11 protein-coding genes are annotated in these 14,191 nt (G+C 53.2%); 8 read left to right on the top strand and 3 right to left on the bottom strand.

Annotation, left to right across the window (positions count from 1 at the left end):
• Positions 1-32: 32 nt before the first annotated feature.
• Together pyrG and eno are read left to right on the top strand one after the other, a co-directional pair.
• Positions 33-1,670: a glutamine hydrolyzing CTP synthase gene (gene pyrG, locus HV107_RS04815; RefSeq protein WP_182062257.1), complete on the top strand. Its 1,638-nt coding sequence runs from the start codon at positions 33-35 to the stop codon at positions 1,668-1,670.
• An 82-nt stretch (positions 1,671-1,752) separates the two neighbouring features.
• Entirely contained in the window at positions 1,753-3,048 is a 1,296-nt protein-coding gene (gene eno / locus HV107_RS04810) for a phosphopyruvate hydratase (RefSeq protein ID WP_182062256.1), read from the top strand.
• Between the two features lie 55 nt (positions 3,049-3,103).
• Here eno and HV107_RS04805 read toward each other — a convergent pair whose 3' ends face one another.
• The gene (locus tag HV107_RS04805) at positions 3,104-4,213 is read right to left on the bottom strand and encodes an SDR family oxidoreductase (protein WP_182062255.1); all 1,110 of its coding nucleotides are present in this window, start codon (positions 4,211-4,213) and stop codon (positions 3,104-3,106) included.
• Positions 4,214-4,750: 537 nt separating this feature from the next.
• On the opposite strand from HV107_RS04805, the gene queE reads away from it, so the two are divergent.
• Positions 4,751-5,422: a 7-carboxy-7-deazaguanine synthase QueE gene (gene queE, locus HV107_RS04800; RefSeq protein ID WP_182062254.1), complete on the top strand. Its 672-nt coding sequence runs from the start codon at positions 4,751-4,753 to the stop codon at positions 5,420-5,422.
• An 89-nt stretch (positions 5,423-5,511) separates the two neighbouring features.
• Here the strand turns inward: queE and queD are convergent, their stop codons facing one another.
• On the bottom strand, positions 5,512-5,874 hold the full coding sequence (queD, locus tag HV107_RS04795; RefSeq protein WP_014071558.1) for a 6-carboxytetrahydropterin synthase QueD: 363 nt from the start codon (positions 5,872-5,874) through the stop codon (positions 5,512-5,514).
• A gap of 304 nt (positions 5,875-6,178) precedes the next feature.
• On the opposite strand from queD, the gene cysJ reads away from it, so the two are divergent.
• From cysJ to cysH, 3 genes are all read left to right on the top strand, one after another.
• A complete protein-coding gene (gene cysJ / locus HV107_RS04790; protein ID WP_182062253.1) occupies positions 6,179-7,984 on the top strand; it encodes an NADPH-dependent assimilatory sulfite reductase flavoprotein subunit in 1,806 nt (601 codons plus the stop codon).
• Complete coding sequence (gene cysI, locus HV107_RS04785; RefSeq protein WP_182062252.1) at positions 7,984-9,696, top strand: assimilatory sulfite reductase (NADPH) hemoprotein subunit; 1,713 nt, start codon at positions 7,984-7,986, stop codon at positions 9,694-9,696. Before cysJ ends, cysI begins: the two co-directional genes overlap by 1 nt.
• Positions 9,697-9,772: 76 nt before the next feature.
• Positions 9,773-10,507: a phosphoadenosine phosphosulfate reductase gene (cysH, locus tag HV107_RS04780; RefSeq protein ID WP_182062251.1), complete on the top strand. Its 735-nt coding sequence runs from the start codon at positions 9,773-9,775 to the stop codon at positions 10,505-10,507.
• Positions 10,508-10,624: 117 nt separating this feature from the next.
• On the opposite strand, the gene HV107_RS04775 is transcribed toward cysH, so the two are convergent.
• Positions 10,625-11,668 carry an aminopeptidase gene (locus tag HV107_RS04775; RefSeq protein WP_182062250.1) on the bottom strand — a complete coding sequence of 348 codons (1,044 nt, stop codon included), beginning with the start codon at positions 11,666-11,668 and terminating at the stop codon, positions 10,625-10,627.
• Positions 11,669-11,914: 246 nt separating this feature from the next.
• Between HV107_RS04775 and cysG the strand changes: the two genes are divergently transcribed.
• Both cysG and cysD read left to right on the top strand, forming a co-directional pair.
• On the top strand, positions 11,915-13,264 hold the full coding sequence (cysG, locus tag HV107_RS04770) for a siroheme synthase CysG (RefSeq protein WP_182063459.1): 1,350 nt from the start codon (positions 11,915-11,917) through the stop codon (positions 13,262-13,264).
• Between the two features lie 9 nt (positions 13,265-13,273).
• Positions 13,274-14,182 (top strand): sulfate adenylyltransferase subunit CysD, encoded by a 909-nt coding sequence (cysD, locus tag HV107_RS04765; protein WP_008499613.1) that lies wholly within the window; start codon positions 13,274-13,276, stop codon positions 14,180-14,182.
• Positions 14,183-14,191: the final 9 nt, after the last annotated feature.

Below are 14,191 nucleotides of genomic sequence, written 5' to 3'. Positions count from 1 at the left end.
CCATCGTTTCACCCTAACTTCTCAGGTTCAGCATGACAACGAACTATATTTTTGTGACCGGCGGGGTCGTATCCTCTCTGGGTAAAGGCATTGCCGCAGCCTCCCTCGCAGCCATTCTTGAAGCCCGTGGCCTCAATGTGACCATGATGAAACTGGATCCGTATATCAACGTCGATCCGGGCACCATGAGCCCAACCCAACACGGGGAAGTGTTCGTTACTGAAGACGGCGCTGAAACCGATCTGGATCTTGGCCACTACGAGCGTTTCATTCGTACCAAAATGACCCGTCGTAACAACTTTACGACTGGCCGTATCTACTCTGACGTTCTGCGTAAAGAGCGCCGCGGTGACTACCTGGGCGCAACTGTGCAGGTTATCCCGCACATCACTAACGCAATCAAAGAACGTGTTCTTGCTGGTGGCGAAGGCCATGACGTTGTGCTGGTTGAAATCGGCGGTACTGTGGGTGATATCGAATCCCTGCCGTTCCTTGAAGCGATTCGTCAGCTGGCGGTAGACATTGGTCGTGAGCATGCACTGTTCATGCACCTGACGCTGGTGCCTTACATGGCTGCCGCAGGTGAAGTGAAAACCAAGCCGACTCAGCATTCCGTTAAAGAGTTGCTCTCTATCGGTATTCAGCCTGATATCCTGGTTTGCCGCTCCGATCGCGCTATTCCGGCCAACGAACGTGCCAAAATTGCATTGTTCTGTAACGTGCCAGAAAAAGCCGTTATTTCAATGAAAGATGTCGATTCCATATATAAAATCCCGGGCCTGTTGAAATCACAGGGCCTGGACGATTATATTTGTAAACGATTCAGCTTGAGCTGCCCGGAAGCAAATCTGTCCGAATGGGAACAGGTTATTTACGAAGAAGCTAACCCGGCAGGCGAAGTGACTATCGGTATGGTTGGTAAGTACATTGAACTGCCAGATGCCTATAAGTCAGTTATCGAAGCGCTGAAACACGGTGGTCTGAAGAACCGCGTCTCCGTTAACATCAAGCTGATTGATTCGCAGGATGTTGAAACTCGCGGCGTTGAAATTCTGAAAGATCTGGATGCTATCCTTATCCCTGGCGGCTTCGGCTACCGTGGTGTAGAAGGCAAGATCGCCACCGCACGCTATGCGCGTGAAAACAATATTCCATACCTCGGCATCTGTCTGGGTATGCAGGTTGCGCTGATCGAATTTGCGCGCAACGTAGCGGGAATGGAAAACGCGAACTCTACGGAATTTGTGCCAGACTGTAAGTACCCTGTAGTGGCGCTTATCACTGAATGGCGCGACGAAGACGGCAACGTCGAAGTCCGTACCGAGAAGAGCGATCTGGGTGGCACTATGCGTCTTGGCGCACAGGCCTGCCAGCTGTCCGACGATAGCGTTGTTCGCAAGCTGTATGGTGAGTCAACCATCACCGAACGTCATCGTCACCGTTATGAAGTCAACAACATGTTGTTGAAACCAATTGAAGCTGCGGGTCTGCGTATTGCGGGCCGTTCCGGGGATGATCAGTTAGTCGAGATCATTGAAGTGCCAAACCATCCGTGGTTTGTTGCCTGCCAATTCCACCCGGAATTTACTTCAACGCCGCGTGACGGACATCCGCTGTTTGCAGGCTTTGTGAAAGCCGCCAGCGATTACCAGAAGCGTCAGGCGAAGTAAAAAAAGTTAGAACGGCAACGCGTACCATTGGTACGCGTTGTTTGTCTGGAGTTTTAGTTTAACTTGTACTGAGGAAAATCTAATGTCCAAAATCGTTAAAGTCATCGGTCGTGAAATCATCGACTCCCGTGGTAACCCGACCGTTGAAGCCGAAGTTCACCTGGAAGGTGGTTTCGTCGGTATGGCAGCTGCTCCATCAGGTGCTTCTACTGGTTCCCGCGAAGCGCTGGAACTGCGCGATGGCGACAAATCCCGTTTCATGGGCAAAGGCGTACTGAAAGCTGTTGGCGCTGTAAACGGTCCTATCGCTCAGGCAATCCTTGGCAAAGACGCCAAAGACCAGGCTGGCATCGACAAGATCATGATCGATCTGGACGGTACTGAAAACAAATCTAACTTCGGTGCGAACGCAATCCTGGCTGTTTCCCTGGCAAACGCCAAAGCAGCAGCAGCTGCAAAAGGCCAGCCACTGTTCGAGCACATCGCTGAACTGAACGGCACCCCAGGCAAATACTCCATGCCAGTACCAATGATGAACATCATCAACGGTGGTGAGCACGCGGATAACAACGTTGATATTCAGGAATTCATGATTCAGCCAGTTGGCGCGAAATCCCTGAAAGAAGCGGTACGCATGGGTTCTGAAGTGTTCCACAACCTGGCTAAAGTTCTGAAAGCTAAAGGTATGAACACTGCTGTTGGTGACGAAGGTGGCTATGCGCCAAACCTGGGTTCTAACGCAGAAGCTCTGGCAGTTATCGCAGAAGCAGTGAAAGCTGCTGGCTACGAACTGGGCAAAGACATCACCCTGGCGATGGACTGTGCAGCATCTGAATTCTACAAAGACGGTAAATACGTTCTGGCTGGCGAAGGCAACAAAGCGTTCACCTCTGAAGAATTCACTCACTTCCTGGAAGACCTGACCAAACAGTACCCAATCGTTTCTATCGAAGACGGTCTGGACGAATCTGACTGGGCTGGTTTCGCATACCAGACCAAAGTACTGGGCGACAAAATCCAGCTGGTTGGTGACGATCTGTTCGTAACTAACACCAAGATCCTGAAAGAAGGCATCGAGAAAGGCATCGTTAACTCCATCCTGATCAAATTCAACCAGATCGGTTCTCTGACCGAAACTCTGGCTGCGATCAAAATGGCGAAAGACGCGGGCTATACCGCTGTTATCTCTCACCGTTCTGGCGAAACTGAAGACGCTACCATCGCTGACCTGGCTGTTGGTACCGCAGCAGGCCAGATCAAAACCGGTTCTATGAGCCGTTCTGACCGTGTTGCTAAATACAACCAGCTGATTCGTATCGAAGAAGCTCTGGGCGAAAAAGCACCATACAACGGTCTTAAAGAGATCAAAGGCCAGTAATAGCCTTTAAATCTTAAGATGAAAATGCCAGTCAAATGACTGGCATTTTTTTTGGCTATTTGAAATCGACTGCCATCTGTTCGGGGATTGTCAGCCCCTGAGTGGTCTGCACACAGCGGGCGATATAATCCGTAAAGCGGGGCGGTTTTGGCATCCCCATACTCAACAGTTTGTCGTTGCTGAAGCGCACGTTAAGCGTGGCAAACGCACCGTACAAACGCATAGCCTTAAGCATCAGGCGCTCATTGCAGGGGCCAAAAATGTGCTTCAGTTCCCGGCGCATTTTCACCAGAGTTTCATAACTCACCTGGGCGTATTTGTCGCCGACCGGCGCTTTTTCCAGCGCTTCCGCCATCGCCATATCAATATCAGCAAAGCGAACGCTGCTCTCTTCTCCGGCCGAAATATGGACAACTTCACCCTGACGGGCAGAACTGTTGAGCAGCATCAGCAGCGCATCAGCACAGTAATCCACAGGCACAACATCGACTTTATCTTCCATAGAGCACATGAATTTTTGCAGCATCAGCCCCATGCTGAAGACCCAAAAAATACTGCTCGAAGGCGTGCAGCCGTGACGTGTGTGGCCGACCACGATCGACGGGCGGGCAATCAACAATGGTAAGTGCGGGCATTGCTGGCGCATCAACTGCTCAATGGTGGATTTCGAGTAGGTGTATTCCACCAGATGTTCGGCGTTCTCTCTAAACTCTGCGCTTTCTGCAACCAGACTATCCTGTTCTGGCGTGCATGACATGGCTGTCCCCACGTGCAGGAAACGCTGTAAACCTGCCACCTGTTCCATTCGGGTAGCGAGTGCCAGCGTACCCTCAACGTTTACTTTCCAGATAAGCGGGTTATTACCAAAGGAAGCGACGGCCGCACAGTTGACCACATGAGTAACCTGATCCAGTCGCGGATCGCTCAGGAAGTCGTGCGTGTTAGCGAGATCGCCGATGAGGATGTCATCCGCTGTCAGCCTGGCCAGCGTGTTCTCATGAACATGGAATTTGCGCATATTCTCCTTTACGCGCTCAAGCCCTTCTTGCGGGTTGCCGGCACGTACCAGAAGCAGCAAGTTTACTGTCTGATCGCTATTAAGGATTTTTTCGAGTACTGCTCCGCCAAGAAACCCGGTCACGCCCGTAATGAATAACGTATTCATGGATACTGTCTCATGCTGATAGATGAGCGGATTGTAGGCGGGGAAAAGTAAACGGCGTTTAAATAAAGAAATGCCATTAAAGGCCGTATCTTAAGCTTATTTTAAGGTAAGGAAATCAGGAGGAGATATTCGACAACGGTATGTAATGAATGATTCAATTAAATAATTTAAAATATTTAATGTATTGTTTTTTAATGAATTAATTTTCTGTTTTTATGTTTTCTAGTTAATTCTAAATGTAAAAATAAAAATGCTTTGTTACACCATGACGAAACGCTAAAACGAATGGTCATTTCCCAAAGTAAAACAAAGGACACAAACAGCGAATAGCGTAACAGGCCGCGATGAAATAACCTGCTAAATAATTGTTATAATAATGGAGGAAGTGTTGCACTGCCTTTCTGCGGGATTGTCAGACCCTCCACAGCCGGGCTGGAGCGGTATGTCCCGGTAATTAGCGGGCAAAGCACCGATGGAGCATGATCCTTCGACGGGGATCTGCGATAATTAACGATTACCCCTTTAACTGAGAAGACTATGCAGTACCCGATTAACGAGATGTTCCAGACCCTGCAAGGCGAGGGTTACTTTACCGGCGTTCCCGCTATTTTTATTCGTTTACAGGGATGCCCGGTTGGCTGTGCCTGGTGTGATACCAAACATACGTGGGATAAACTTGCAGATCGGGAAGTGTCGCTGTTTAGCATTCTGGCTAAAACCAAAGAGAGCGATAAGTGGGGCGCGGGGAGTTCAGAAGATCTGCTGGCGATTATCGGTCGTCAGGGCTGGACGGCGCGCCATGTGGTGATCACCGGTGGTGAGCCTTGTATTCACGATTTAACGCCCCTGACAGAGCTGCTCGAAAAGAACGGTTATAGCTGTCAGATTGAAACCAGTGGAACGCATGAAGTGCTTTGTTCTCATGCAACCTGGGTGACGGTTTCACCGAAAGTGAGTATGCGCGGTGGCTACGATGTATTGTCGCAGGCGCTGGAGCGTGCTGACGAAATCAAACACCCGGTTGGCCGCGTACGTGATATCGAAGCGCTGGATGAACTGCTGGCGACGTTGTCTGACGAAAAACAGCGCGTGATTGCTCTTCAGCCTATCAGCCAGAAAGACGATGCCACACGTCTGTGCATTGAAACCTGTATTGCGCGCAACTGGCGCCTGTCGATGCAGACACACAAGTATCTGAATATCGCCTAAAAAAAGCCCGGTGACGCTAGCGTTTACCGGGCTTCAGACGTCCAGTATTGTAGGTCGGGTAAGCGTAGCGTCACCCGACACTACTGTGACTATCCGCGATACACGCATCCCGCCGTGCAGGTTTCTTTAATCATCACCGCGCTCAGCAGTGGCACCAGCGGTTTCATCTGATCCCAAATCCATTTTGCCAGCACTTCGCTGGTTGGGTTTTCAAGACCCGGGATATCATTCAGATAGTAGTGATCCAGGCGATCGTAAGTCGGCTTAAACGCCGCTTTCAGCTCAGCAAAGTCCATGATCCACCCAGTATGCGGATCGACTTCACCCGTGATTTCAAGACGCACCATAAATGAGTGCCCGTGTAAACGGCCGCATTTATGCCCGGCAGGGACGTGTGGAAGATGGTGTGCGGCTTCGAAGACGAAATCTTTAAACAGTGTGGTGGACATCATGAACTCTCAAGTAATGCGGAAAAAACCGCCGCATAGTACCGGAAAGCACATTTTTTAGCATTAACTAAAACGGCCTTTACCTTCATTGATGGCGGATACAGCGTTTTAGCTGGTTTTTATATTTATATTTCAATGGATTAGATAATCGGTTTTATCGTTAAGAACGATAGCTAAAACAGGTTAGTCCATTTGGTTATTTATTATTTCCATCCCTTCTTTAATTGTTATTATCCACGCCGTTAACCTTATCTCTAGTTTGGTCTTTTTGCATAAATTCCGCTTTGCTACTGGAACATAACGACGCATGACAACACAGGCCCCACCTTCAAATTTGCTTCCCCTGAACCCGGAGCAACTGGCGCGCCTACAGGCCGCCACCACTGATTTTTCACCCACTCAGCTTGCCTGGGTGTCCGGCTATTTCTGGGGAATGCTTAACCAACAGCCAGGGGCCGTTGTTGCCGCGCCTGCCGCTGCCGTTGAGATCCCGGCTATTACGCTTATCTCTGCCTCGCAGACGGGCAACGCCCGCCGCGTGGCCGAAGCGCTGCGTGATGACCTGCTTGCCGCCAAACTGAACGTGAACCTGGTGAACGCCGGGGATTATAAATTCAAACAAATCGCGTCAGAAAAACTGCTGGTGGTTGTGGCTTCAACACAGGGCGAGGGCGAACCCGCTGAAGAGGCGGTGGCGCTGCATAAATTCCTGTTCTCGAAGAAAGCGCCAAAACTGGATGGCACTGCCTTTGCCGTGTTTGGCCTGGGCGACACCTCCTATGAATTCTTCTGCCAGTCCGGTAAAGACTTCGACAGCAAGCTGGCAGAGCTTGGCGCTGAGCGTCTGCTGGACCGCGTCGATGCCGATGTGGAATACCAGACCGCGGCGGCGGAATGGCGTTCTCGCGTGGTCGAGGTGCTGAAAGCGCGTGTCCCGAAAGAGACATCCACGCAGGCAGCATTCAGCGCCAGTGGCGCCGTCAATGATATTCACACCAGCCCGTACACCAAAGAGGCACCGCTGACGGCAAGCCTGTCGGTGAATCAGAAGATCACTGGCCGCGACTCAGAGAAAGACGTTCGCCATATCGAAATCGATCTGGGCGATTCCGGTTTACGTTATCAGCCGGGTGATGCGCTGGGTGTCTGGTATCAGAACGACCCTGCATTAGTGAAAGAGCTGGCAGAGCTGCTGTGGCTGAAAGGCGACGAACCGGTCACCGTTGAAGGCAAAACACAGACACTTGCTGAAGCGCTGCAATGGCATTTTGAGCTGACCGTGAACACGGCCAACATCGTTGAGAATTACGCCACCTTAACGCGCAGTGAATCCCTGCTGCCTTTAGTGGGTGATAAAGCGAAGTTGCAGCACTATGCGGCCACCACCCCGATTGTTGATATGGTGCGTTTCGCGCCAGCCCAGCTGGATGCAGAAGCCCTGGTTGGTCTGTTACGTCCGCTGACGCCGCGTCTTTACTCTATCGCCTCTTCGCAGGCGGAAGTGGAAAGCGAAGTCCACGTGACCGTGGGTGTGGTGCGTTATGACATCGAAGGCCGTGCTCGCGCGGGCGGTGCATCCAGCTTCCTGGCTGAGCGTGTAGAAGAAGAGGGCGAGGTTCGCGTCTTTATCGAGCACAACGACAACTTCCGTCTGCCGACAAACCCGCAAACGCCGGTCATTATGATTGGCCCAGGCACCGGTATCGCGCCGTTCCGTTCCTTTATGCAGCAGCGTGCGGCAGATGAAGCACCCGGTAAAAACTGGCTGTTCTTCGGCAACCCGCACTTTACCGAAGATTTCCTCTACCAGGTTGAGTGGCAGCGCTATGTTAAAGAAGGCGTGCTGAACCGCATCGACCTGGCCTGGTCGCGTGACCAGAAAGAAAAAGTATACGTACAAGACAAACTGCGCGAACAGGGCGCAGAGCTGTGGCGCTGGATCAATGACGGTGCCCACATTTATGTCTGCGGCGACGCCAATCGCATGGCGAAAGACGTTGAGCGGGCTTTGCTGGAAGTGATTGCCGAATTCGGCGGTATGGATGCCGAAACGGCGGACGAATATTTAAGTGAGCTGCGCGTAGAGCGCCGTTATCAGCGAGATGTCTACTAATGAGCGAAAAACACCCTGGCCCACTGGTGGTCGAAGGCAAACTGACTGATGCCGAGCGCATGAAAGTTGAGAGTAACTATCTGCGCGGCACCATTGCCGAAGATTTGAATGACGGTCTGACTGGCGGTTTTAAAGGCGACAACTTCCTGCTGATCCGTTTCCACGGTATGTATCAGCAGGATGACCGCGATATCCGTGCCGAACGTGCAGAACAAAAGCTGGAGCCGCGTCACGCGATGCTGCTGCGCTGCCGCCTGCCGGGTGGGGTTATCACCACTAAACAGTGGCAGGCAATCGACAAATTCGCCCATGACAACACCATTTACGGCAGCATCCGTCTGACGAACCGTCAGACCTTCCAGTTCCACGGCATTCTGAAGAAGAACGTGAAGCCGGTACACCAGATGCTGCACTCGGTCGGGCTGGACGCGCTGGCGACCGCCAACGACATGAACCGTAACGTGCTCTGCACCTCGAACCCGTTTGAGTCTGAGCTTCATGCCGAAGCGTACGAATGGGCGAAGAAGATTTCTGAGCACCTGCTGCCACGTACCCGCGCGTATGCGGAGATCTGGCTCGATCAGGAAAAAGTTGCCACCACGGATGAAGAACCGATCCTCGGCCAGACCTATCTGCCGCGTAAGTTCAAAACCACAGTGGTGATCCCGCCGCAGAACGATATCGATCTGCACGCCAACGACATGAACTTCGTGGCGATTGCGGAAAATGGCAAGCTGGTGGGCTTTAACCTGCTGGTGGGCGGCGGTTTGTCCATCGAACACGGCAACAAAAAAACCTATGCCCGCACGGCGAGTGAGTTCGGTTTCCTGCCGCTTGAGCACACGCTGGCCGTGGCGGAAGCGGTTGTTACCACGCAGCGCGACTGGGGTAACCGTACCGACCGTAAAAACGCGAAGACCAAATACACCCTGGAGCGCGTGGGCGTTGAGACGTTTAAAGAAGAAGTGGAACGTCGCGCTGGTATCAAATTTGAACCGATCCGTCCTTATGAATTCACCGGTCGCGGCGATCGTATCGGTTGGGTAAAAGGCATCGACAATAAATGGCACCTGACGCTGTTTATCGAAAATGGCCGTATTCTGGATTATCCGGGCCGCCCTCTGAAAACTGGTTTGCTGGAAATTGCTAAGATCCATAAAGGTGAGTTCCGTATTACCGCCAACCAGAACCTGATCATTGCCGGTGTGCCGGAAAGCCAGAAAGCGAAGATCGAGAAACTGGCGCGCGATCATGGGTTGATGAATGCGGTGAAACCGCAGCGTGAAAACTCAATGGCCTGCGTGTCATTCCCGACCTGTCCGCTGGCAATGGCCGAAGCGGAACGCTTCCTGCCGTCGTTCACCGACAAAGTGGAAGCGATTCTGGAAAAACACGGTATTCCTGAAGAGCATATTGTGATGCGTGTGACCGGCTGCCCGAACGGCTGTGGCCGTGCGATGCTGGCTGAGCTGGGTCTGGTGGGTAAAGCGCCGGGCCGCTACAACGTGCATCTGGGTGGTAACCGGATGGGTACGCGCATTCCGCGTATGTATCGCGAGAACATTACGGAATCAGAAATTCTCGATTCCGTTGACGAGCTTGTCGGGCGCTGGGCGAAAGAGCGCGAAGCGGGTGAAGGCTTCGGTGACTTTACGGTGCGTGCGGGCATCATTCGCCCGGTGCTCGATCCCGCTCGGGATTTCTGGGAGTAACATCCCGACGGTATTACAGGTTTTGTAAGCCGGGCAAACGCAGTGCCGCCCGGCAAAACAGGCAAACGAGGTTCTTATGTCCGTACTCGATCTAAACGCCCTTAACGACCTGCCAAAAGTCGAGCGCATCCTTGCACTGGCAGAAACCAACGCACAACTGGAAAAGCTGGACGCCGAAGGGCGTGTGGCGTGGGCGCTGGAAAATCTGCCGGGTGACTATGTGCTCTCGTCGAGCTTTGGTATTCAGGCGGCAGTCAGTCTGCATCTGGTGAATCAGATCCGACCAGACATTCCGGTGATCCTCACCGATACCGGCTACCTGTTCCCGGAAACCTACCAGTTTATCGATGAGCTGACGGACAAGCTCAAGCTGAACCTGAAAGTCTACCGCGCGACTGAAAGCGCGGCCTGGCAGGAGGCGCGTTACGGCAAACTGTGGGAGCAGGGCGTTGAAGGCATTGAGAAATACAATGAAATCAACAAAGTTGAGCCGATGAACCGTGCGCTGAAAGATCTGAATGCACAGACCTGGTTTGCCGGTTTACGCCGCGAGCAGTCTGGTAGCCGCGCCACGTTGCCGGTGCTGGCGGTTCAGCGCGGTGTGTTCAAAGTGCTGCCGATTATCGACTGGGACAACCGTACGGTTTATCAGTATCTGCAAAAACACGGGCTGAAGTACCATCCGCTGTGGGACCAGGGGTATCTGTCTGTAGGCGATACCCACACCACGCGTAAATGGGAACCGGGAATGGCGGAAGAAGAGACGCGATTCTTTGGGCTCAAGCGAGAGTGCGGATTGCACGAAGGGTGATCCCATTAACTCCCCCTCACCCTAACCCTCTCCCCATAGGGGAGAGGGGATCGCCCGGAGCCGTCTTTTCTCCCTCGCCCCTATGGGGAGAGGGCTGGGGTGAGGGGAAAATACCCATCAGGCTTTACCCGCTTTCGCCAGCTCCTTCACCAGCGGCAGCATCACTTTCACCACATCGCGGCTACGGTGTTCAATACGCTGCGGCAGCGCGCTATCAATGTGCTGTTGATTATCAAGCCTCACATCATGCCAGCTTGTTCCGTTCGGGAAGGCTTTAGATTTGGCTCTCTGCTGATAACCATCTTTTTTGCCCAGCGCCCAGTTCGTTGCTTCCACGTACAATACCGGAATGCCGGCTTTATCGAACACTTCACCGTCGTTACAACAGCCTGTTCCACGTGGATAAGCAGGATTACCGCCCGGATTACTGGTGGCGTAGACGCCCTGACTGCGGGCAATCGCCAGCGCCCGGTCGCGGGTTAATTTGCGCACGCTTCCTGGCGTACTCTGCCCGCTATTAAAATAGAGTTTGTCGCCGACGATAAGGTTATCGAGATTAATCACCAGCAAGGTATTTTTCTTCTCTTCAGGGCTCATGCGCTTAAGGATATTCTCAGCGCCGAGTTTTCCTTCTTCTTCACCGCTGGTCGCGATAAAGCGAATACCGTATTTCGTCGGGATATTCTTCAGGTGCTCGGCCAGTTCAAGCATCACGCCCAGACCCGCCGCGTTATCGTCTATTCCCTGAAGCGTCAGGCCGCCGAGGTTGTTGTCGGTATCGGCATCGCTCATCGGGGCGAAGGTATCCAGGTGCGCCATAATAATGATTTGCTGGGCGCTCTTGCCTTCATGTGCAGCAATGACCGTACTGCCGGTCACGTTATGCCAGTTTTTGCTGTTATTGCGTGAGGTATAGATGTACCGGCTGTGAAAGGCCCGAATATCGCTCTGGTAGCCCATCCCGGCAAACTGCTGGCGGATATAGTCGGCGGAGAGCATCTCGGCTGGCGTGCCGGTTATACGGCCAGGAAAGACAGTCGCAATATGTCGCGCCTGGGTACTGGCAATTTCGCCGTACGGTGGATTTTTTGCCTGGGCCGGAAGGATAAAGCAAACGCCGAGCGCCAGGGCAGCAATACGGTGGCGCGTTGCGGAAAACATAGTGAGTCCTTAAAAACAGAGCAAAATTTTAACTGGCTTAGTATGAAACTGTGACCCGGTATACACAATTTGAATTGCTCTTAAATGCCCGAAATTTCGTGTGTTAAGCACTTTTTGATATTTGCTTTTTCACGGCGTTATTCCATTGAGTAACTACTCATTCCAATTCGTAATTTCATTCGATCTAAACCGACCCCTATAGTCCCACTATTCCTGGTTGTTAGTGAGTTGGTGCTTGTGGACTATCTGCCCTTATTTGCTGCCCTAAAAGACAGGCCCGTGCTGGTGGTTGGCACGGGTGAGATTGCCGATCGCAAAATTGCTTTCTTGCATCGTGCTGGCGCACAGGTGCAGGTCGTTACTGACGCGCAGTTCGACGAATCGCAGATAGACAGCGTGGTGCTGGTGATCGCCGCAACCCCCGATCGTGAATTTAACCGTCGGGTCTCTCTGGCGGCACAGTCCCGGTTTCGTCTGGTAAACGTGGTGGATGATCCATCACTGTGTTCATTCATTTTCCCGTCGATCGTTGACCGTTCGCCGCTGCTGGTGGCCATCTCCTCTGGTGGCACGGCCCCGGTTCTGGCGCGGGTGCTGCGGGAAAAAATAGAAGCACTGCTGCCCACAAGCCTCGGGCGTATGGCCGAGAAAGCAAGTTACTGGCGTAACCATCTGAAAACGCGTCTGACAAGCGTGGCCGAGCGTCGTCGCTTTTGGGAGCGCGTCTTCCGTGGCCGTTTTGCCCGCCTGATGCACGCCGGTAATGAAGCCGCAGCGCAGCAGATTCTGGAAGATGAACTGGATAACCCCGGCAGCGGAAGCGGTGAAATCATTCTGGTAGGCGCAGGGCCGGGTGATGCCGGGCTGTTAACCCTGCGCGGCCTACAGGTTCTCCAGGATGCGGATGTCGTATTTTACGACCACCTGGTGAGCGACGGCGTGCGCGAACTGATCCGCCGCGATGCCGAACAGATTTGCGTGGGTAAACGCGCCGGTGAACACGCCGTGCCACAGCACGAAACCAATCAGATGCTGATTACGGCAGCCAGAGAAGGCAAAACCGTGGTGCGCCTGAAAGGGGGCGATCCGTTCATCTTTGGCCGTGGCGGGGAAGAGCTTCAGGCCGCTGCCGAGGCGGGTGTACCGTTCCAGGTGGTGCCAGGTATTACCGCGGCCTCTGCGGTAACAGCCTACGCCGGTATCCCGCTGACTCACCGTGATTACGCTCAGAGCGTGACCTTTGTAACCGGCCACTACAAGGCCGACAGCACACCGTTTGACTGGTCGCATCTGGCCGAGAGCCGACAAACGCTTGCCATCTATATGGGCACGATGAAAGCGGCGGAAATCAGCGAACAGCTTATTCAGCATGGTCGCGATGCGACAACGCCAGTGGCCGTGATCTCTCGCGGGACACGCGTCGACCAACACGTTGCCACCGGCACACTACAAGACCTTGTACACCTTGCGAAAGACGCGCCTATGCCCGCCCTGATTGTGGTGGGTGAAGTGGTGCAGCTGCACAGCACGCTCGCCTGGTTTCAACACACAACCGACACAGAAGGCTTCGGTTCTTCTGTTATAAATTTGGCTTAAGGAACGGTTATGGACCAAAAACGACTGACTCACCTGCGGCAACTCGAAGCGGAGAGTATTCATATTATCCGCGAGGTGGCTGCCGAATTCTCTAACCCGGTGATGATGTACTCCATCGGTAAAGATTCCAGCGTGATGCTGCATCTGGCGCGTAAAGCGTTTTATCCGGGCACACTGCCGTTCCCGCTGCTGCACGTGGATACCGGCTGGAAATTCCGCGAGATGTACGAATTCCGCGACCGTACTGCAAAAGCCTACGGCTGCGAGCTGCTGGTGCATAAAAACCCGGAAGGGGTGGCGATGGGCATTAACCCGTTCGTCCACGGCAGTGCCAAACACACCGATATCATGAAAACCGAAGGGCTGAAGCAGGCGCTGAATAAATACGGTTTTGATGCGGCCTTCGGCGGCGCGCGCCGTGACGAAGAAAAATCCCGTGCGAAAGAGCGTATCTACTCCTTCCGCGACCGTTTCCACCGCTGGGACCCCAAAAACCAGCGCCCGGAGCTGTGGCATAACTACAATGGCCAGATCAACAAAGGCGAAAGCATTCGCGTTTTCCCGCTCTCTAACTGGACCGAGCTGGATATCTGGCAGTACATCTATCTGGAAAATATCGAGATTGTTCCGCTGTACCTGGCCGCTGAACGTCCGGTGCTGGAGCGTGACGGGATGCTGATGATGATCGATGACGATCGCATTGATTTGCAGCCTGGCGAAGTGATCAAAAAACAGATGGTGCGTTTCCGTACCCTCGGCTGCTGGCCGCTGACCGGCGCAGTGGAATCTAACGCGCAGACGCTGCCGGAGATCATCGAGGAGATGCTGGTGTCCACTACCAGCGAGCGACAGGGCCGCGTGATTGACCGCGACCAGGCAGGCTCCATGGAGCTGAAGAAACGTCAGGGTTATTTCTAAGGAGCCGCC

This window comes from Enterobacter sp. RHBSTW-00175, assembly GCF_013927005.1.
Classification (GTDB): Bacteria; Pseudomonadota; Gammaproteobacteria; order Enterobacterales; family Enterobacteriaceae; genus Enterobacter.
This window is presented reverse-complemented; position numbering and strand designations above follow the sequence as displayed.